Source organism: Dehalogenimonas sp. THU2 (genome assembly GCF_039749495.1).
Classification (GTDB): Bacteria; Chloroflexota; Dehalococcoidia; order Dehalococcoidales; family Dehalococcoidaceae; genus Dehalogenimonas.
Genome location: NZ_JBDLLU010000014.1, coordinates 31,135 through 49,459 on the forward strand (window position 1 = coordinate 31,135; position 18,325 = coordinate 49,459).

The 18,325-nt window shown below is 49.9% G+C and carries 18 protein-coding genes, 1 tRNA gene and 1 pseudogene; 4 read left to right on the plus strand and 16 right to left on the minus strand.

All coding sequences use genetic code 11. The features are described from left to right. Window positions 1–457 precede the first annotated feature (457 nt). The 13 genes and pseudogenes from ABFB09_RS08045 to ABFB09_RS08105 all read right to left on the minus strand — a co-directional run bounded on the left by ABFB09_RS08045 (window position 458) and on the right by ABFB09_RS08105 (window position 11,164). Complete coding sequence (locus ABFB09_RS08045; protein ID WP_347000990.1) at window positions 458–1,939, minus strand: TM0106 family RecB-like putative nuclease; 1,482 nt, start codon at window positions 1,937–1,939, stop codon at window positions 458–460. 102 nt (window positions 1,940–2,041) lie between these two features. Continuing rightward, window positions 2,042–2,238 (minus strand): annotated as a pseudogene (locus ABFB09_RS08050) (integrase core domain-containing protein); the annotation flags it as partial. 6 nt (window positions 2,239–2,244) lie between these two features. Beyond that, on the minus strand, window positions 2,245–2,466 hold the full coding sequence (locus ABFB09_RS08055) for a helix-turn-helix domain-containing protein (protein ID WP_347000991.1): 222 nt from the start codon (window positions 2,464–2,466) through the stop codon (window positions 2,245–2,247). A gap of 2 nt (window positions 2,467–2,468) precedes the next feature. After that, the gene (locus ABFB09_RS08060) at window positions 2,469–3,254 is read right to left on the minus strand and encodes a hypothetical protein (RefSeq protein WP_347000992.1); all 786 of its coding nucleotides are present in this window, start codon (window positions 3,252–3,254) and stop codon (window positions 2,469–2,471) included. A 7-nt stretch (window positions 3,255–3,261) separates the two neighbouring features. Beyond that, complete coding sequence (locus ABFB09_RS08065) at window positions 3,262–4,386, minus strand: hypothetical protein (RefSeq protein WP_347000993.1); 1,125 nt, start codon at window positions 4,384–4,386, stop codon at window positions 3,262–3,264. Further along, the gene (locus ABFB09_RS08070; RefSeq protein ID WP_347000994.1) at window positions 4,370–5,146 is read right to left on the minus strand and encodes a DNA adenine methylase; all 777 of its coding nucleotides are present in this window, start codon (window positions 5,144–5,146) and stop codon (window positions 4,370–4,372) included. Before ABFB09_RS08070 ends, ABFB09_RS08065 begins: the two co-directional genes overlap by 17 nt. A gap of 177 nt (window positions 5,147–5,323) precedes the next feature. Beyond that, window positions 5,324–5,524: a hypothetical protein gene (locus ABFB09_RS08075; protein ID WP_347000995.1), complete on the minus strand. Its 201-nt coding sequence runs from the start codon at window positions 5,522–5,524 to the stop codon at window positions 5,324–5,326. Then, complete coding sequence (locus ABFB09_RS08080; RefSeq protein WP_347000996.1) at window positions 5,524–6,396, minus strand: hypothetical protein; 873 nt, start codon at window positions 6,394–6,396, stop codon at window positions 5,524–5,526. Before ABFB09_RS08080 ends, ABFB09_RS08075 begins: the two co-directional genes overlap by 1 nt. Further along, entirely contained in the window at window positions 6,396–6,914 is a 519-nt protein-coding gene (locus ABFB09_RS08085; RefSeq protein ID WP_347000997.1) for a hypothetical protein, read from the minus strand. The genes ABFB09_RS08080 and ABFB09_RS08085 overlap by 1 nt, the downstream gene beginning before the upstream one ends. Before the next feature lie 567 nt (window positions 6,915–7,481). Beyond that, window positions 7,482–7,778, minus strand: a complete 297-nt coding sequence (locus tag ABFB09_RS08090) for a CsbD family protein (protein ID WP_347000998.1) — start codon at window positions 7,776–7,778, stop codon at window positions 7,482–7,484. Between the two features lie 182 nt (window positions 7,779–7,960). Continuing rightward, on the minus strand, window positions 7,961–8,536 hold the full coding sequence (rbr, locus tag ABFB09_RS08095; protein ID WP_347000999.1) for a rubrerythrin: 576 nt from the start codon (window positions 8,534–8,536) through the stop codon (window positions 7,961–7,963). A 317-nt stretch (window positions 8,537–8,853) separates the two neighbouring features. Beyond that, window positions 8,854–9,654: a potassium channel family protein gene (locus ABFB09_RS08100; RefSeq protein ID WP_347001000.1), complete on the minus strand. Its 801-nt coding sequence runs from the start codon at window positions 9,652–9,654 to the stop codon at window positions 8,854–8,856. Between the two features lie 214 nt (window positions 9,655–9,868). After that, a complete protein-coding gene (locus tag ABFB09_RS08105; RefSeq protein ID WP_347001001.1) occupies window positions 9,869–11,164 on the minus strand; it encodes a serpin family protein in 1,296 nt (431 codons plus the stop codon). Window positions 11,165–11,416: 252 nt separating this feature from the next. Here ABFB09_RS08105 and ABFB09_RS08110 point away from each other — a divergent pair, with 252 nt between their 5' ends. Then, the gene (locus ABFB09_RS08110; RefSeq protein WP_347001002.1) at window positions 11,417–12,802 is read left to right on the plus strand and encodes a reductive dehalogenase; all 1,386 of its coding nucleotides are present in this window, start codon (window positions 11,417–11,419) and stop codon (window positions 12,800–12,802) included. Between the two features lie 150 nt (window positions 12,803–12,952). On the opposite strand, the gene ABFB09_RS08115 is transcribed toward ABFB09_RS08110, so the two are convergent. Then, the gene (locus ABFB09_RS08115; RefSeq protein WP_347001003.1) at window positions 12,953–13,642 is read right to left on the minus strand and encodes a response regulator transcription factor; all 690 of its coding nucleotides are present in this window, start codon (window positions 13,640–13,642) and stop codon (window positions 12,953–12,955) included. Between the two features lie 158 nt (window positions 13,643–13,800). Further along, a tRNA-Arg gene (locus ABFB09_RS08120) sits at window positions 13,801–13,876 on the minus strand. A gap of 275 nt (window positions 13,877–14,151) precedes the next feature. On the opposite strand from ABFB09_RS08120, the gene ABFB09_RS08125 reads away from it, so the two are divergent. The 3 genes from ABFB09_RS08125 to ABFB09_RS08135 all read left to right on the plus strand — a co-directional run bounded on the left by ABFB09_RS08125 (window position 14,152) and on the right by ABFB09_RS08135 (window position 16,773). Next, a complete protein-coding gene (locus ABFB09_RS08125) occupies window positions 14,152–14,397 on the plus strand; it encodes a hypothetical protein (RefSeq protein ID WP_347001004.1) in 246 nt (81 codons plus the stop codon). A 319-nt stretch (window positions 14,398–14,716) separates the two neighbouring features. After that, window positions 14,717–15,388, plus strand: a complete 672-nt coding sequence (locus ABFB09_RS08130) for a response regulator transcription factor (RefSeq protein ID WP_347001005.1) — start codon at window positions 14,717–14,719, stop codon at window positions 15,386–15,388. Further along, on the plus strand, window positions 15,385–16,773 hold the full coding sequence (locus tag ABFB09_RS08135) for a HAMP domain-containing sensor histidine kinase (protein WP_347001006.1): 1,389 nt from the start codon (window positions 15,385–15,387) through the stop codon (window positions 16,771–16,773). Before ABFB09_RS08130 ends, ABFB09_RS08135 begins: the two co-directional genes overlap by 4 nt. A 54-nt stretch (window positions 16,774–16,827) precedes the next feature. Here the strand turns inward: ABFB09_RS08135 and nhaA are convergent, their stop codons facing one another. Further along, window positions 16,828–18,171 (minus strand): Na+/H+ antiporter NhaA, encoded by a 1,344-nt coding sequence (gene nhaA / locus ABFB09_RS08140; RefSeq protein WP_347001007.1) that lies wholly within the window; start codon window positions 18,169–18,171, stop codon window positions 16,828–16,830. Window positions 18,172–18,325: the final 154 nt, after the last annotated feature.

Sequence of the window (18,325 nt, forward strand, 5' to 3'; positions counted from 1 at the left end):
GCGATTATTCAGGGAACTGGTTACCGCTTTTTGGCGAATTTACGGCAGACTTTCTTGCCGGTTTTCGAGCGTCCCATTTGCACGCATCGAGCGCCTTTCTTAGCCATCGCATTGACCTCCTGTTTTAATAAAGTGAATAACTACTCCTAATATCCACGCTAAAAGAGGTCATCTAGGACGTCAATAGGCGATTGTCAAAAATTCCGGCCGCTGTGTGCCAAAAACAGGGGGAGGTTGAACGTAAGACGACCCATTGGAGGTCTGTTTTTGGGAAATTTTGAGCATATAAAAAAGCAGTGTCTTTGGTAGACACTGCGGTCGGTTTGCGGATGCCTGAAGTGCATCAGACAAGTTTCACTAGCTGTTGTGGCTACAGGAGTGGCGCAGCCCGTTTGAGTTGAAGGTTTATGGGGATGGATTCCCGACTATTGCAGCAACTATGTAGCGTTTTCCGAATTCAACAGCAGTTTTGCTCAACCCATTCGTACACTGCGTATGTCGCCAATAAATCTTCAGCGTTATACAATTTGATCTCCTCTAATATCCTACCCGATTCTTCCTTCGATTCAGCCTTAAGATAGCTATTGTAACGCACGAGGGACCATGATCCTCCGTATTCTTTTTGGGAACGTACGAATCCAACGAATTTTTCAATACTTTTCAGACCGTACGATGGAACTGGCAAGACCACCGACTGAGTGATTGTGGTGTAAAGATCCCAAAGGTTATGAAGAACACGCTGAGCCACCAAATTCGGGTCTCCGAAGGCTCCGATATATTTCGTTACCTTGGTTCTTTCGTGTTTTGAGAAATGAATTATTGGCAGGTCACCGTATTCTTGGAATATTTCTGACATGACTTTTAAGAATTGTTCCCACCCCTTCGCATCTCCATCCTCATTCCTAGGTGCCACGATAAGAAATTGCTTGGAACCTTCGTCAGTAATGAGTAAAAGACCCCATAAATAGACGTCGACCTCGAGCCCGAGTTCTTCAAAAGCCGGCATGTTGTTTTCTACATCGAATATGACAATCGGCCGTTTACCGGGTAAATAACCTTGAGGTAGTTGTACACAAGCGATGTTCTCGTGTTTACCCGCTGATAAGCAGCAGGCTTGACGGATTATTTTACCACCTCTAGTTGATCCGATCCGCTGAATTTGAGAACCTCTTTGGAAACGAACATCATAGATCCGATCACCTATGGATACTACCTTCTCCCAAGTCTCTATGCCCTGCTGGTTTAGTGCCAACGACATGCTTTGTTCAATTCCAGAGATGGTGCAAATATTGTGTTTTTCCCAAGCTTCCCCCCAACAGTGGCTGAAAAATTCACAGGAGCTACATTTTGACCACCCCACTGGCTCGAAAGGTTCCTCAGCCACTTCCTGGATTGAAGTTATGAGTTTAACTGCCTGAAAAACGACGTCTTCAGGGGGGCATTCATAGGGTGAATTTATCACCCCGTCACCTGTAACAATTTCGATAACTGGCTCATAACCTAATACGCTACGGGCTACTATCTTTGATAAGCCGACACCTAATTGTATTTCTTGATGGGAGTCAAGATTTGTAGCTAATTTGATTTCGCGTAAAATATAGCGTTGTGTAGCATTATCAAATAGGAGTAAATCGGGAATTGTAATCAATTGTTCTTCGTTATTAATCAAAACCCCTTGATAGATTATAGGTTCTCGAGATTGGATCAGCCGCAGGGTATCTTCAAATCCTTTCTCAAAATCATATTCACCATACTCTGGTTCTTCGATTGGTCCTAGTGACTGGACATGAGCCTCTTCAACCTCGAGCCCCTTTTCTTTCACCAGTTGAGCGAAGTCTTCATCAGGAACAGCAAGTTCAGGTGAATTTGCATTCAGCCAAACTCGGCGAAGGCAGTAACTTGGTCGAAATAAGGGCCAAAAATCACTAGGGCTAAACATTCTGTTCTCCTTATTGTTGTTGGATGTTTTCAGGGTTGAACTCTAACCGGAAAAGATAGTCTTGTTTTGGTTTGAATGCATGTACCTTATTCTATCTTAAAATTATATTCCAAAATAGAGCCCGGAACTTGCCTGAGCATACTCCTTCGGTGTCTGACCTTTCAATGAAGTGTGCGGTCTGACTTAGTTGTTATCAATCCTCCAATTATCGATGATTTCACGGGCTTGTTTCAAGATCATGAACCATTTTCTACACCCCGCCGATAAGCCCATTCATCAAGCGCCCGGTCGGAAAACTCAGATCACTATGGTTTCAGGTAACGGTAAACTGTCCGGGATGACACTCCGAGTTCGGCGGCTATCTGCTCCGGGGTGTGGCCGTTTCTAGCCAGCGCCTTTGCCCGGCGCTTGGGGCTGGATCGGGGAGCGCGTCTGCCTTCATAACAGGTCGGGAATGGGCAGTTGTCACAGTCGGTGTGATGTTCACACCCGTTTTTCGGTCCGTTACCGATCCGCGCCTCGGCCATTGTCAGGCTTGCTCCTGGTAGAACTGAGACAGGTCAGGATCACGCCTTTCAGGTTCAAATAACTTCATTACCGCATTGGCGGCGTTGCCGTAAAGAATGGCCAGTCCGATCTGCCCGGAGGCAAAATACAGGCCTGTCATGTATAGCAGCTCTTCATATGGCGAGAGATCATGAATGCTACCGCTTTTGGCTCGGGTAGTGTCAATGTTGCCTTTGTCTTTCTTGATCTTGACCGCTTCGTCGTATAAATCTTTGGCGAGACTCAACTGGTTCCAATGCTTCTGGCGCTGTCCGAATCGGGTTTTATAACCCTCTTTCGGCGACGGGGCAGGCGGACGGTGTTGAACGGAGACCTGATCACCGATACGAGTCACGCTGTTGATTTTGATTTGTGGGTATCGGAGCGCGGTGTACTTTTCGATCACCAGTTTACTCGGAGCCATAAATTTCATGATGGCTCCTGTGTTTTTGGTCTCGGTGTTGTCATAATTGATCTCGAAGTTATACATAGCGAGCTTTGACCACTTCACAGCTTCCTGCAGTCTCGAGGCAAAGTCAGCGGCAGTTTCAACGTCGATTGCACCGATCGCGCTCCAGTTGATTTCGGTCACGAGGTCTTTCGATCCCCACTTCCTTCCCCAATTAAGCCGAACCACATCGTTATGACGACCGAGAGACCAAGACGCTGCCACAGAATTGTCTGACAAGCTCCAGTTTGGTTGATCCTGCCCTTCCGGTGCCGGCGCAGGTGCTTCCGGAACGTTACGACTGCATTTCTCAAATTCCATGATTGATTCAACTCCTTTGGCAGTCACATCCAATGACGCGCTGTGCATTTTGATATATTCCAACCCACCGGCGATGCCAGTCGTGATTGCCTGTCTTAGGATGCTCCGGGACACCCAAGAAATGTTTGTGATTAAGCTCACCCTCTTTCATGTCAGCGCAAGCCTGAGCTTTGTTTGCCGGAGACGGGGCCGGGAAATCTGGATCGCCGGCCTTCCAATGACTGGGGTCGGTCAGCGTCAGATCATAAAGTGCTGAAGCGAAATTATAGGCTTTGACATACCGGGGAGCCATCCTATGAACGAGGACGGATTCATCCGGCGTCAGCCGGTCAAGCTTGGCTTTCCCTTCAACCACTTTTTCCATGTAGTCAATTCTGTCGTCGTCATACGGCAGACGCTCGACTACCGCGGTAAACCGGTCTTTATCCCACTTAGCCTCTTTGAAAGCCTGCATGAACCGGCGCTGGGCCAAGTTAAGCTCATGGGAGAAAGTCCCATCATCAGGTTCTCCGGAGTATTTGGGATAAATAGCCAGCAGCAGGTCTTTGGCAGTCCATAGCGGGGCAGGCGCTGGTGCGATAATTTCCACCTGGATACCAAGCTCGGGCTCCGGCGGTGCAATAGTGACCTCATACTCGGAAACCGGGACTGGTGCGATAACTTCAACGATTGGCGACGGTGCCGGGGCTTTGTGATCCTTCAGACTGCAGGCTAGTGAATACCCCTCGTAAACCTTCCGGGTCATTCGTGCCCATTCGGCCAGACTATCGTGAAGCTGAAGCGCCTTTCCGGTCATTTCATCGCCGCACAGGTACTTCTCCTCGTTCAGTCGGAGAGAACGGGTCTGCTCATAATGTTCGTTGAGGGTTCCGATCATGATTTCTGATTTTTCCATCGCAGCAGTTTCGCTCAAGAGCGCCTCGACAGTCAACAAATGCTTGCGAATACACATTTCTCCCTCTGACTTGCAGGGGCAAGTCGGATCAGCGGCATGTCCCTGTAGGAGCAAAAGCTCTTTAATGAGCTGATCGTATTGCCACTTCATAATCGGGCGGTTGATATCAGCCCTGATTTTCGGAATGGAAGCGGCTTTCGATGCGGGTGCTTTGCGGGTTTTAGTTGTGGTTGCCATCGTAAAATCCTTCGTAATTGCGTATGATTAAGTTCGGCACTGTTTTAGAGCCCCTTCCGGTCGAATATACTGCTGTTACGACCTCGATACGCCGGCTTTTGAAGGCCTTGCGTACTACCGGATGGTCATTCAAGGTCACCAGCCAGCGGCATTTCAGCCCGGATAGAAAATCTGCCATCTCCTGCGGATTGATTTCACAGGAGTAGTAATTACAGTCGGTTTCCAAGTACGGAGGGTCGCAGAATATAAATCCGTCCTTGCAGTCAAATTCCGACACCACCTTGCGCCAGTCACTGTTCAAGATCTTCGTCCGGGCCAGCCGTGACTTATAATCAGGGAAACGAGCGGCGACCTCTGAGACCTGGCAAAGCTTCGGATTTTCGGACATGGCACACATTTCGGCCTCCCCAGGCGAATATGATTTGCCGCCGTCACAGCGAAAGGCATACTTGATTTGAAACAGAAAGTCACAGGCCGGGACAACGTCACCAGACTGCCGGCGCGCTTTGATTTTGTCCCATCGCTCGCGTGATGGCGCCATATCGCAATCAAACCGGCGCTTCTCGGCAAACTCCCGGTAAAAGGCCATGAGCTGCGGGTCGATATCGTTAATCACTTCGATCTCCGCAGGGTCTTTGGCCCAGAACATGTGCCCGGCTCCAAAAAACGGCTCGATATAAACGCGATGGGGTGGACATCGCCGCAGGAGCTCTTTAACCAGCGATCGTTTGCCGCCTTGCCAGCAGAGTATTGCCTTCATGTTTCACCTATGACGTTTTATGGTTCTTTAAAAATCGTATGAACTGAAGCGCCCCGAAGGCAATAGCTGCGTGTCGTAACTCTAGCTTTGGAGTTTGGCTATTTTGCGATTGCACCGGACTCGCCGATTCCCCGGCTTTTTCCAATATCCCGTCAAGCTCTCCCCGGAGCTTCTCGTTCATCTCCGGCACCGCTGCACCTCTTGGACGACTTTAATGATTTGCATCGGTGACATCTTGAAGGCGCGGGCATAGGCAGACATTTCCGCAAGCGACAGCGTTTTAAACTGCCGTGAAATCTCAGTAACGGTGGAGTCCAGGAACTCCGGGGTGATTTCAACTTCCCGCCCGTCCGGAGCTGTAACTCGCACCCACGCCATTACTCGGCTCCGGCAGAGGCCGCTTTGTTATCGGCCTCCATCTGCATCATGGCTAGATAATTAGCAGCCTCCGATTTGCGCCCGATCCAGTATGACTTGGTGGACCCGTCAATGCCTGGCATTTTTAAGATGTCCTCGGACATCGTCAGGGCTACGCGGGCAGCACTGATCGGGTCAACCCGCTTGTTTTTAAGCATGCTGATCATGTGGGCAGCGCCGCGGGACATCATTGAGGCATTCAAAGGCTCTGACTTTTTCTGGCTCTGCTGGCTCTTTTTGAGCACCGCGGCAATTATTGATGCCGGATCATTCGGGTCAGCGCCCAGGAATTCAGCAGCCAGCCTGATCCAGTCCACACCGCTAAACGCATTACCGAAGGCTTTCTGGCCATTTGCCGGAGGCCTCACAGTTGCCGGCGCATCGCTGTCTTGATCAATAACAACCTGATCCTGACTTCCGAGCATAGTCTGCACCTGTTTCTCGACGAGTCCGGGTAGTTTTTCGCAGGTTTGCTCGATCATGCCGATAGATTGACTCATCATCGTAGACAGCCGCTCCTCGGCCTGTGACATCATCGACCGGACCTTGGCATCAACCAGCGCCTGGATCTGGCGCTCTAACTCGTCCGGATTAACACCGGGCGGTGAAGCGAAGGTTTCGGGTTCATCAGCCGGAAGTGTTTGCGAGTCTTGGCCCGGTTGCGGAAGCTCAACTGACTGCTGATCTTCTTCAGTAGTTGCCGAATAATCTGTGATTTCTGGGACTCCGCTGGCCGGCATCCGCTGACAACGGCGGAAGTGAGACCGCAGGCTGCCCTTGTTGGCATACGGGCCCTTGCCGCAATATGGGCAGTATATTTCCCTCTTTGCCATTAACCCATCACCCTGTTCCAGACAGGTTCGTCGTCAACAGGTTCCGGGACAATGGGTTCATTGACCGGTTCTGGTTCCGTGGTTTGCTCGATAGCAGTTTCAGTATTGTCCGATGGTTCTTCGGGTTCGGCAACCGATTCCTTCGCTTTAGAGCGTTCGGCCAAACGCTTAGCCAAATCATCGGCCTTGGTTTTACAGCCGGGGCAGTTTAACCAGTGGTCGAACAACTCTTCAGTGGGCGCATAGTGGGAGTGTTCGATAACCTCAGCTTGCTCAGTCTGACGTGCTTTTATATCGGCAACGTCAGCTTTGATACCGGTCATGTTCTGACAAAGCTCCGGGAACTTAGTGCAAAAATCATCGGGAAGAGCCTGTGTTTTAGACTCAATTTTGGCCAATCGCTCGGCGATGCCGTCCCCCAACTTTTGATCTGACGCAGCGGTATTGGTGTCAGGGACTTTCACCGAAAGTTTGCTTTTGCAGCTTGGGCAGTCAACATCGATGTTTTGATTTGCCATTTTTCTTCTCCTCGATAACTCCAATTTCGGGGTGAGCGAACGCTACGTGGCCACGAAAACCGCTGCTGTACTTGCACTCTGCGCCGCAAACTGGGCAGACAAAGATTGGGATAGTGATGGTTTTCTTGCGGTACCGCGCAGGCTCAGATAGAACCTTACTGATGTTGATGAATTGTATCCCCATAATTTCAGGCTATCAGAGTTTGATAGCCTGTCAATGGTTTTGAACGTAAAAAGCGGGTTTTTGGTGGACGGTTTCGGATAGTCTGATCACTAATTCCGGGGCACCGAGTTTTTGAACGGAAACTGCGGGATTTAGGAGGGAGTTTCAAGTGTGATATGATAGCAGGAATTGTTGGAGCATAGGAATCAGCCCCTTCTTCTCAAATAAGAGTTCGGGGACTGTCCCCCAAAGCCCACCAATGAAGTCTGTCTTTTCTACACCAATAACGTGGTGTTTTTCAAAACGATACCGAAGCCCGCGCCATGCCTTGATGGTAGTAAACCACCAAACCTAAAGCACGTATTGTTACGAGCACTGCGATTATCAAGTCGCTATTCTCGGGTTTAAGACATCTTCTTTACAGTTTTCTTGACTGTCTTTTCTACCTTATCGGCAGTCTTCACAGCACTGCGTTCGACCTTAGCGGCAGTCTTTTTGATAGTTTTTGGCATCTTCCGAACCGTCTTCTGCGCGTCACCGACTGCTCCCTGCATTTTTCCGACAGTTTCCTGCCCTTTACCAATAACTTGTTCGGCCTTACCTTCGTATTCCAAAGGCTTACTGCCGATGACTTTTCCGGCCTGTTCTTTGACCTTGCCGGTGGCTTGCTTGACTTTACCCTTGACCTCATTCTTTTCCATGCTGGTCTCCTTTTAATATAATATCCTAATTACTTATACAACGGGTTTTAAGTTAACGCAAATCGAGGTTTGAGGGGGAATTGTTCGCCCCAAAACAGGAACCCCGTCGTTGGTCAACCGGCGACGGGGTTCACTCGTTGAATTCTGATTATTATCGGTGAGTGGAAACTTAGTTTTGCGACCTACCAGTTTTCAGCCAGCAATTCGTAGTAGGACTTTGGGTGTTTGCAGGCGGGGCAGGACTCGGGCGCCTCGGGTCCTTCGTGGACGTAACCGCAGTTAAGACAGTGCCATTTCACGGTTGCCGGGCGTTTGAAGACTTCACCTTTGTCAATATTCGCGGCTAAGGCGCGGTAGCGCCTTTCATGGAACTCTTCAACCTCGGCAATCTCACGGAATGATATGGCGATAGAGGTACAACCTTCTTGTTCCGCAATGGTGGCAAAATTGGAATATATAACAGACCATTCCATCTTTTCACCGTTGGCCGCTTCTTCCAGATTGGCACGAGTAGTACCGATTATTCCAGCAGGATAGCTGGCTTTGATCTCAACTTCACCGCCTTCCAGGTATTTGAAGAAAATCTTGGCGTGTTCCTTTTCGTTTTCCGCAGTTTCGATGAAGATATGGGCGATCTGCTCGTAGCCCTCTTTCTTGGCGACGCTGGCGAAGTAGGTGTAACGGTTCCGGGCCTGGGATTCTCCCGCGAAAGCGGTCAGGAGGTTGATCTCGGTTTGGGTCCCTTTAATGGATTTCATGGATACCTCTTCTTGTTCGTTTTCTACCATCATACCAATCAGGGCTCCGGTAATACAAGAGAGAATTTATCACATGACTGAACAAAGGGAAATGCAAAGGTAAAGCACTAAAAATACGTATGGCTGGTTACCGGGTGACAGGTTGGACTGAAATATGTGGTAAGGAGAGGTATGAATCTGAAGAATCTGTGGTCGTGATCGATATTCTGGACGATTACCGAAGGAGTCGCTCGCGAAGGCAGATATGCACCTTCTTGGATCTCGGTTCCTAGCAATACATCCTCAAGCTCCCTTTCCCTTTGGCGAACCAATATCCCTTAGTTGAGCGTTTCTGGCATGAATGGATTAGAGTCAAGAATTGTGGAGAATAAGACAGGGTAGCTCTTTTTCATATACACCATGTGTTCCAGCCAGAGTTTGATAGCCGGCTGATACACCTTTTTGATATCGTTGGATATGTGGTCCAGCTTGGCTTTGGGAATTTGAGAGAAATCCCGGTGAGCCGTAAGTTCGTCCCGGAGATGGAAAGTTGCCCGGAGCAGACCGTTGAACAACACGTGGTCGAAAATATGCGGGTTCTCTAAAAACGTCAGCAAGAGGTGCGTGGATAGTAACGTTCTCACGGCTTCGATGTCTAGCAATCTTGGGTCGATTTCCAGAGGGTGATGCCTCAATGTTTTTATCAGGTGAGTAAAATCAGCATCTGTCCATGATTGGGCACTGGTCATCGCGGTCCGAATCTGGTCGATATTAAGGTCGCAGGGTGTGATGAATTTGATCAATTTGTCACCGATCTCACTAAAGAATAGAGTGGTGAGGGTGCTGAGTTGCTGTGTACGACGTTTCTCCTCGCGCCGCTCGAAGACTACTTGGACGCTGGTGACCACAACTGCGGTGAAGAAGGTGAACCCAGTTACTACCAGAGCCATCGCTAAAAGGCGGCCGATAGAAGTGATGGGAACGATGTCACCGTAGCCGACAGTGGTGATCGTGAGGACAGTCAGGTAAAAAGCGTCGAAGGGTGACATCCCTTCAATCGTCACGAAACCGATTGTTCCCAGGGCGACAACCGAAAGTAAAATTGTCAATGCCAACGACAGTCGTTTCAATGTAGTCACAATCACCGCTCCCCTTGAGTGCAATTCGCCTTGCTAATAATAACCGTAAAGCTCTGGCGCTGCCAAATTGCTTCTAACATTGGATTTTAAATTCTGAACCGGGATCAGAATTCTGGTCGTTGTTCGTATGTGTGGATGTCACCAACTGGTGATATATGCTCTAGAAGGTTTGTTCGGATCGCCGTTTCTCTAATCGCTCGTTGTTGTTTTGTGGCTATTCGAGCGGGTTCATTACCCGGCCGATGAAGAGCACCGCGCCAGTGGCCACGTCCCGGATAAGGAAAATGAACGGACGGTCGATGGTCACGGTGGCCGGGTCAACGGGTGCCGAAGTGATGCCGACCACCACGCCGGTGGCCGCGGCGGCCTCGGTACCGGCCTCATCAACGGAAACGAAGGCCTTGTGGACCACGTCGGAGATGAGCAGGTCCCGCTGGCCGTTCATGCCGGAGAAATCGGCGTCGTCAGTGAAGGCTATGGGCATGCCGAGGGCGGACAGGGATTCTTTCAGGCCGAACTCCGAGTCGAACTCGAATTTGGGCATTGTCAGGTTGACCGTGGCCGCGTTCAAGTCGTCCATTATCCACTCGAGCGCTTCTACGCTCAGGCTGTTCTCGAAGGCGTTGAATCCGCCTTCCTCGGGAAGGAGCACAACCATGGAAAGCTCACCGCCGTCGTACATAAGCTCAACCGCCTGGTAGCCTGATGGGAAGAACGAACTGAACGGGATGATTCCCTCGGCGTAGCTCGCAGTCGAGGACTGGAACATCATAGGCACGGTGATCTTGTTTCCATTGATCAGGGTGAAGGTGTCGTCGCGGGTGGCGTCCTTCGGGAAGGGGTTCAGCCAGGCGCCGGAGAAGTAGATGGCGTTGGTCAGTACCAAGCGGGTCAGCTCGTCGATCGAACCCTGGGGCAGCAGGTCCTTTATGCGTTCCCCAGTTTCTTTGGCCACCCAGTCGTTGATCGCCTTACGGGCGCCTTCCGGGTCGTTGATGTAATCGACGATGCGCAGCCCGGCGCCATAGCTCTCCGCCAGCAGGTCGAGGTAGGCAGTGAGGAACTGGTAGTCCTGCTGGCCCCAGATGGCGTTGACCTCCTTCAGGGAGAAGGGTTCGCCGTTTTTGCCTTTGGCGTCCTGCCCTCGGGAGGCAAGGGCGGCGTCGAGGGCGTTCAGCGCGTCATGCAGCCGCTGCTGTTCCAAAGTGAAGCGCAGTGCTTCAGCCATCTGGCGCTCCGTCTCGCCGCGGGCGCCGCCCCAGGTCATGGTCAGGGCAGTGGAGATGCTGTGAGGGGAATAAAAGAAGTTGCCGTCATTCTCCTTGAGGAGATGATACAGCGCCATGGCAAATTCTGTGTTGCCTCGAACAAGCTCCGCCATGTCGGCGGCGGGAACGTTCGGTGAGAGGCGCGGTTTATCCGATCTCAGTTCCTCGCCGTATGACGGCCGCGCGCAGGCGGAGACCACCATGAGCGCCGATAGCAAAAGGGGTACGATGATTTTTTTCATTTTGGGTTCCTCGTTTTGATTATATGCCGGTTTGATGTCTCAACCAATAGTTATAACGAACTGGGAGGGGTTGGGTTAGGGTGGTAATGAATACATTGGCACGAGGTGATGTACCATGTTATCGTACGTCGCATAATCTTAACCAGATTGTAACCAAATATAAGTATGATGGCGGATATGCAATGTTGATTATCAGTAGTAGTATTTGTTGATTGGCAAACCAAAGTAATTATTATTTATTGAGGAGGCATCATGAGCAAGTTCCACAGTACGATGAGTCGCCGCGATTTCATGAAAGTGATCGGTGTGACTGGAGCGGGCATCGGCGCCACGGCTGCCATTACCCCGGCATTCAACGATTTTGACGAAATGATCTCGCAAGGGGTAGGTGTTAAGCGGCCATGGTGGGCAAAAACCGTGGAAACCCCCACGACTGAAATTGACTGGCAGAACATGAAAAAGTTCAGCGAAGGCAACACCATGCGTGGCAAGGGTACGGAGTACATGGCAACCTATATCGACAAGGCGGAACAGGATCGTCGCGCCGCTCTGAAAGCGGAGGCGACCAAAATTCACAAAGAAGCTAAGGATCCCGGCTATACCGCCAGAGATTACGCCTTTAGCGGAAACGCTGGTCGAGGCTTGACCAGCAACGGTTTCGAAAACTGGAAGACCGCTTCAACTCCAGAGAAACTCGGTCTCCCCAAATGGGAGGGCACACCTGAAGAGAATGCCGCTATGGTTCGCACCTTCCTGCGCTTTCACGGTATGCTCAGTGTAGGCTTCACAAAACTCGAGACCGATACCACCATGAAACTCATGTATGAATATGGCCCGAGCAACAAAGAAAAATACACGTTCGCGGATGTCGATGAGCCATCATATGTGAAAGGTGTGGAACAGGTCTATCCAAACAAGTGCAAATGGGTTATTACCGTTGCCAATCAGGAAAGCCAAGAACTGTGGAAACGTAATCCTTATCCTCTCCAGGTGCAGATTAGATACCCCCGCGCGCAGTGGATACAGGAGCAATTTCAGGGCTTCATGACCTCATTGGGATATTATGCGCTGTCTGAAGGTGGCAACGGGACAGGTATCGCTCCAGCCTTCGGCGTTATGTCCGGCATGGGCGAAATGGGCCGTATGAACCGTATGATCACCCCTGAATGGGGACCCACCGTGGGTATCTTCCGTTATGTTACTGATCTGCCTTTACCCGATGATAAACCTATTGACGCGGGATTCTTGAACTTCTGTAAGTCTTGTAAGAAGTGTGCCGAGGCTTGTTTGGAAGGCGCCCATTCAACAGAGACCGAACCAACATGGGAAGTCACCGGTCCATGGAATAACCCGGGGCACAAGGCTTGGTTCGAGGATTCTCGAAAATGCCGTGCATATCAGTCTCTGCCTGACTCTTGTAATGCCGGTACATGTCTGGCTGTTTGCACATTTACCAAGTATGAGAAAGCAGGCATTCACGAGGTCATTAAAAGCGTGGTCAGCACCACCTCCATGTTCAATGGATTCTTCCGCCAGATGGACGACATCTTCTACCATGATGGTCTGAAGGACCCGGCCAGCTTCTGGGATGTGCGCCCGCCAATCTATGGCGTTGATAATGTGGGATACGAGTACTAATTCTTAGTCGCAACTTACGATAAAAAACAGGAGGCCCATGGGCCTCCTGTTTTTTTTGAGTGATTGTTTCCTGCTTTTTAATTTGCCTGGCGAAGACACCTAATAATAGTGGCGGTTTTTAACTGGTATTTCCACTTGACTGGATTCCAATCATAACGATGTCTCCTTTGCCAGATAATAGCCAATTCCAAACCGGGTTAGGATGACCTTTGGATTGCCCGGATCATCCTCGATTTTTTCTCTTAAGTGTCGGATATAGACCTTGATGGCGCCGGATGAGTCAGCATAGTCAGTCCCCCAGATTTTTTCAGCGATTGACTCACGGGTTGCCACCAGTCCTTCTTTCTCGATGAGTTGTTTTAGAACGGTGCATTCCGTACCGGTCAACATTTCCTCTTTGAGATTATACCGGACGGTGCGTTTGGCGAGGTCGAGACTTAATTTCCCGAAAGACAGCAGTTGTTCCGGGTTCCTGCTCTGATGTCGCCGCAAGAGCACTCTGATTCTGGCGATAAGTTCCATTTGTCCGAAGGGTTTGATTACGTATTCATCCGCTCCAAACTCCAACGCCTTCACGATATCCTTTTCCTCACCCCGGGCGGTCAGGACGATTACCGGCACCTCCGAAAAGCTTCTAATCTCTTTGATCACCTCATACCCGCTAATATCAGGCAATCCCAGGTCAACGGTCACAATGTCTGGATGCAGGGCTTTTACAAGGGCGATTCCTGTTTCGCCGGAGCTGGATTTATGGATTTTCAATTCCGGCCAACCGATCTCCAATGCCAATGTGATGAAATCACACACATTCTGGTTATCTTCGATTAACAGGATTTTCATTGGCGGGAGCCTTTTTTATGTTTCATATACACGAAATAGTGATTCGATGCGGCTCCAAAATCAGTCGATTTTCGGTCTATACACTGAAATCGCGAACCGGAGAGGGGGCGTATAAGGATATTCGTGTTCATCAATACTCAGGTATATTGGCTGCCACCTGGTACCCCTGGCGCGATTCGAACGCGCGACACGCGGTTTAGGAAACCGCTGCTCTATCCTCTGAGCTACAGGGGCGTATTGGAATTATAGCAATAAACAGGACTCCTGTGAATGGGTGTTGCTGGCTTGATCGAAATACCAAAGAGGTCGGCTGTGCCGACCTCTTTGGTTAACCTGCCCAGTTAGATCATTTGTGACAGATTGAGCAATTCTGATATTCTGGCAGACTCTTATGGGTTTTTAGGAGACTGCCGGTTGGATACGGTGGAACCGTCGGAGTCGGCGTCGGAGTAGGAGTCGGAGTAGGAGTAGGAGTCGGAGTAGGAGTAGGAGTCGGAGTAGGAGTCGGAGTGGGAGTAGGAGTAGGAGTCGGCGTCGGCGTCGGAGTAGGCGTCGGTGTTGGCGTCGGAGTGGGAGTAGGCGTCGGCGTCGGAGTAGGCGTCGGTGTTGGCGTCGGAGTGGGAGTAGGAGTAGAAGTCGGCGTCGGAGTAGGCGTCGGAGTAGGCGTCGGTGTTGGCGTCGGCTCGGTGCCAGGGTTGGCTACGATTAGTTCAGGACTGGGAACCAAAGCTGTGTTTGGGCCTCCAATAACATAAACCTGGGATGTCCCACCGAGGTTGCTGCCGGCTAAGACAACTAATGTCGATGATACCCCCACCCAAATGATTGCTATCATCATTGTTATAGCAATTAAACGGTTCTTGTTCAAAGTTATTATCCTCCTTGTTTGTTATTTGAGACCTGCGCGTTTTTGTCTCACCAACCAGTTTAACATCGCAACATGAACCCTGAATGAACTGGGGATTAATTTTTGTTCATAATCCCTAGATTTGGGATTTTAGGTTTACGGGGGTTTTATCCCGGTTCGTAAATCCTGGTGTATAATCAAATAATAATGGTTTCGGAGCTATGCGAATGCGAATTCTAGTGATCGAGGATGAAAAAAAGCTCTGCCAGATAATGAAACGAGGACTCGTCGAAGAAGGGTACGCCGTTGATACTGCTTTTGACGGCGAGGATGGCAGGTTTATGGCTGAGTTTACCCCTTATGACCTCATCATTCTTGATGTCATGCTGCCGAAAGAAAATGGGATTGAAGTCGTCCAAAAATTACGCCTCAAAGGCGTTAAGACTCCGGTGTTGATGCTGACAGCTAAAGACACTGTTGAGGACAGGGTCAAAGGGTTGGATGCCGGGGCTGACGATTACCTTGTCAAACCGTTTGCATTCAGTGAATTGATGGCTCGGATCAGGGCTCTTCTAAGGCGTGACAGTTCATCCAAATCTTCCCGGCTGGTTGTGGGTGATCTGATTCTCGATACCCAAACCCGTGAGGTGTCCAGAGGGAATAGAGAAATAGAACTGACCAACAAAGAGTACGCCATCCTTGAATACCTCATGCGGCATTCAAATATGGTAATTACGCGGACCATGCTTGAGGAAAATGCTTGGGATTATCAGAGTGAAACAATGTCTAATCTTATTGACGTATATATAAAGAAATTACGGCATAAAATTGATGCTGACAGTGAGGTAAGCCTCATCCAGACCGTGAGAGGTGCGGGTTACCGGTTGAGAGCGGCATGAATATCTTCAGAAGCATCAAGTCTCTCCTCACAGTGTGGTATCTTTCTGTTTTAGCGGCTTTGCTATTATTCTTTGCTACATTGGGGTACTTTTTGCTTTCGAACGATCTGAACCGGTCGTTGGATAGTTCCCTTAAGCATGAGGCGACTCATTTAGGGAACCTTGTTACATTGGCGAACGGCGTGATTAGCCCTCCGGATGAAAACCTATTTGATTTTGCCGCCTGGTCCCTTGACATTGCCCTTTTATTCGATAAAAACGGTAACCTGGTACGCGGTTGGGGGCAGACCGTGAAGTTTTCAGATATTGAAGACCCATATAACCATGCGTCGTCCGGCTCAGGGGTGTTTGCTACAGTTTCACAACCTGACGGTGATAGGCTGCGCTTGTATGCCGTCCCATTGAGAGAAGGGCCGGTGATAATTGGTGTTATCTTTGTGGGGCGCTCAACACAGGAGGTTTCCCAGGTTCTAAGCACACTTACAACCATTCAAACTATTGGCGGTTTTGCAGCGCTAGTGTTGGCTGGAGTCGGTGGGTTGTTCTTAGCCAACCGGGCTCTTAAACCTATCGATGACATAACTTATGCTGCGCAGGAAATTAGTGAGACTGACCTTAGCAGGCGATTAGATATTCATGTTGACGATGAATTGGGAGGATTAGCTAGAACTCTCAACCAGATGATAGCTAGATTGGAACGGGCTTTTATTCGTCAGCGGCAGTTTACTGGGGATGCTTCTCATGAACTGCGTACCCCGCTTTCCATAATTCAGGCTGAATCTTCACTTGCATTGAATAAGCCACGCACCGTTGATGACTATCGAAAATCTCTGGAATTAGTTAAAAGAGAATCGGTGCATATGTCCATTCTGATAGACAGGCTGCTCTTCCTCGCTCGGAGTGACGCGGGTCAGCAAAAGTTTGATTGTGAATTGATAGATTTAACCGGTTTAGTTGTTGGTATCGTCTCCGAAATTGAGCCTGTTTGTGCAGAAAAAGGTTTAACTTGTTCGATGAAACACGCAGAGAACACTTCGGTTCTGGGAGAGGTTTTAAGCCTGCGCCAACTCTTCTTCAACTTACTTGATAACGCTATCAGATACACTCCGGCAGGCGGCAGAGTTTCGGTTTCAGTCAAACAGGAGGATCGATTCGGAATAGTTACTATTAATGATACCGGCGTTGGGATACCACCTGAACATCTTGCTCACATATTTGAAAGGTTTTATCGTGTAGACCAATCTCGTTCAAAATCAGACGGTGGTTCAGGGTTGGGGCTGTCGATATCCGAAGAGATAACCGGGTTCTTTGGTGGAAAGATTGAAGTAAAGAGTCAGATTGGTATTGGGAGCACCTTTACTGTCTATCTCCCGCTGACTGAGTAATACTCGTTTAAATCATGAATGGTTGGCTCATACAATTCCAACAACTCAATGTGGTTAGTGGTTTGATTCTTCCGGCTCTAGCTTGCAGGTAGGCGCGGGCAGGCGCCACAGGTAGAACACCCCTATTAGCCCGGCCATCAATGATGTCAGGACGATGGCCAGCTTGGCGGAGTCGATCAACTTGAAATCGGTGAAGGCCAGGCCGGTGATGAAGATGGACATAGTAAAGCCAACCCCGCCCAGCAACCCCGCCCCGATTATGTGATTCCACTGGCATGAGGCCGGTTTGCTGATCCATCCTAACTTGCTGATCAACCAGGTGAGACCGATGATGCCTAACGGTTTGCCGATGAGGAGACCGGCGATGATGCCCATGGTTACCGGCTGGATCATATCGATGTCGCCACCGAGAGATACCCCGGCGTTAGCCAGTGCGAAGACGGGCATGATGAAGAAGGCGCTGATCGGGTGCAACGTGTGCTCAAGCCGCAGCAGGGGGTTTTGGACGTGTTCGTAGGCCTCGCCAATCTTTTCCACTGCGTCTTGCTGGTCGGATGTCAGCAGGACATTTTTACGTTTGGCTTCGGCGCCGTTGAAGGTGTCTAATTCCAGCTTGCAGGTATCCACAAATTCTTTGCTGGAGATTCTTTGCCGTACCGGTATCGTCAGTGCCAGTACCACTCCGGCGATAGTAGCATGGATGCCGGACTGGAATACGAAATACCACAAGAACAAACCGAGCAGCAAATAGGGGGATATTTTTTTTACACCGCCGGCGTTCAACATTATCAAGCCGGCGACCACGATGGCCGCCAAGCCCAATGACGCCCAGTCAAGATTGCTCGAATAGGCTACGGCTATGATCAGGATCGCGCCGAGGTCGTCGATGACAGCCAAAGACACCAGAAAAACCTTAAGCGCCAGAGGTACCCGTTTGCCGAGAAGCATCAGGAAACCTAGTGCGAATGCGATATCAGTTGCCATTGGAATACCGAAACCATTGACGTTGCCGCCTTCAGACTGGTTGAGGAATACGTAGATCAGCGCCGGGGTAATCATACCGCCCAGAGCTGCTATCGCGGGAAACGCCGCTTTAGCCGGCGATGACAATTCACCTACCATTAACTCACGTTTGATCTCCAATCCTATAAGAAGGAAGAACAGCGCCATCAAGCCGTCGTTGATCCAGTGCGCCAGCGACAGCTCCAGATGGAAGTCACCGACGTTGATGCCGGCTTCAATATGCAGGAAGTCGAAGTATTGCGTAGCCCAGGGTGAGTTGGCGATGATCATAGCAGCCACCGCCGCACCAAAGAGCAGCAGACCGCCGGTGGACTCCTGATGTAAAAAGCGCTCGATGGCGCTGATGATACGGAAATTGCCGAGTTGCAGACGCATTGTTCAAACCTTTGGGGTAGTGTCCCGTCAAGTGGTGTAAATTCATGATTGGTGGTTTCCCGAATCATTAAGGTTGTAAAGCCATGATAAGGGGTTCCTCCTGCGCCCCTTCCAGCGTTTTCTTCATCGAATCCACAGAAAAGTAGCGACGTCC

Bases quoted from the DNA above. Each gene is read 5' to 3' on its own strand.
- ABFB09_RS08045 (WP_347000990.1), bottom strand. From the start codon at position 1,939: ATGTTTAGCCCTAGTGATTTTTGGCCCTTATTTCGACCAAGTTACTGC.
- ABFB09_RS08055 (WP_347000991.1), bottom strand. From the start codon at position 2,466: ATGGCCGAGGCGCGGATCGGTAACGGACCGAAAAACGGGTGTGAACAT.
- ABFB09_RS08060 (WP_347000992.1), bottom strand. From the start codon at position 3,254: ATGGAATTTGAGAAATGCAGTCGTAACGTTCCGGAAGCACCTGCGCCG.
- ABFB09_RS08065 (WP_347000993.1), bottom strand. From the start codon at position 4,386: ATGGCAACCACAACTAAAACCCGCAAAGCACCCGCATCGAAAGCCGCT.
- ABFB09_RS08070 (WP_347000994.1), bottom strand. From the start codon at position 5,146: ATGAAGGCAATACTCTGCTGGCAAGGCGGCAAACGATCGCTGGTTAAA.
- ABFB09_RS08075 (WP_347000995.1), bottom strand. From the start codon at position 5,524: ATGGCGTGGGTGCGAGTTACAGCTCCGGACGGGCGGGAAGTTGAAATC.
- ABFB09_RS08080 (WP_347000996.1), bottom strand. From the start codon at position 6,396: ATGGCAAAGAGGGAAATATACTGCCCATATTGCGGCAAGGGCCCGTAT.
- ABFB09_RS08085 (WP_347000997.1), bottom strand. From the start codon at position 6,914: ATGGCAAATCAAAACATCGATGTTGACTGCCCAAGCTGCAAAAGCAAA.
- ABFB09_RS08090 (WP_347000998.1), bottom strand. From the start codon at position 7,778: ATGGAAAAGAATGAGGTCAAGGGTAAAGTCAAGCAAGCCACCGGCAAG.
- rbr (WP_347000999.1), bottom strand. From the start codon at position 8,536: ATGAAATCCATTAAAGGGACCCAAACCGAGATCAACCTCCTGACCGCT.
- ABFB09_RS08105 (WP_347001001.1), bottom strand. From the start codon at position 11,164: ATGAAAAAAATCATCGTACCCCTTTTGCTATCGGCGCTCATGGTGGTC.
- ABFB09_RS08110 (WP_347001002.1), top strand. From the start codon at position 11,417: ATGAGCAAGTTCCACAGTACGATGAGTCGCCGCGATTTCATGAAAGTG.
- ABFB09_RS08115 (WP_347001003.1), bottom strand. From the start codon at position 13,642: ATGAAAATCCTGTTAATCGAAGATAACCAGAATGTGTGTGATTTCATC.
- ABFB09_RS08130 (WP_347001005.1), top strand. From the start codon at position 14,717: ATGCGAATTCTAGTGATCGAGGATGAAAAAAAGCTCTGCCAGATAATG.
- ABFB09_RS08135 (WP_347001006.1), top strand. From the start codon at position 15,385: ATGAATATCTTCAGAAGCATCAAGTCTCTCCTCACAGTGTGGTATCTT.
- nhaA (WP_347001007.1), bottom strand. From the start codon at position 18,171: ATGCGTCTGCAACTCGGCAATTTCCGTATCATCAGCGCCATCGAGCGC.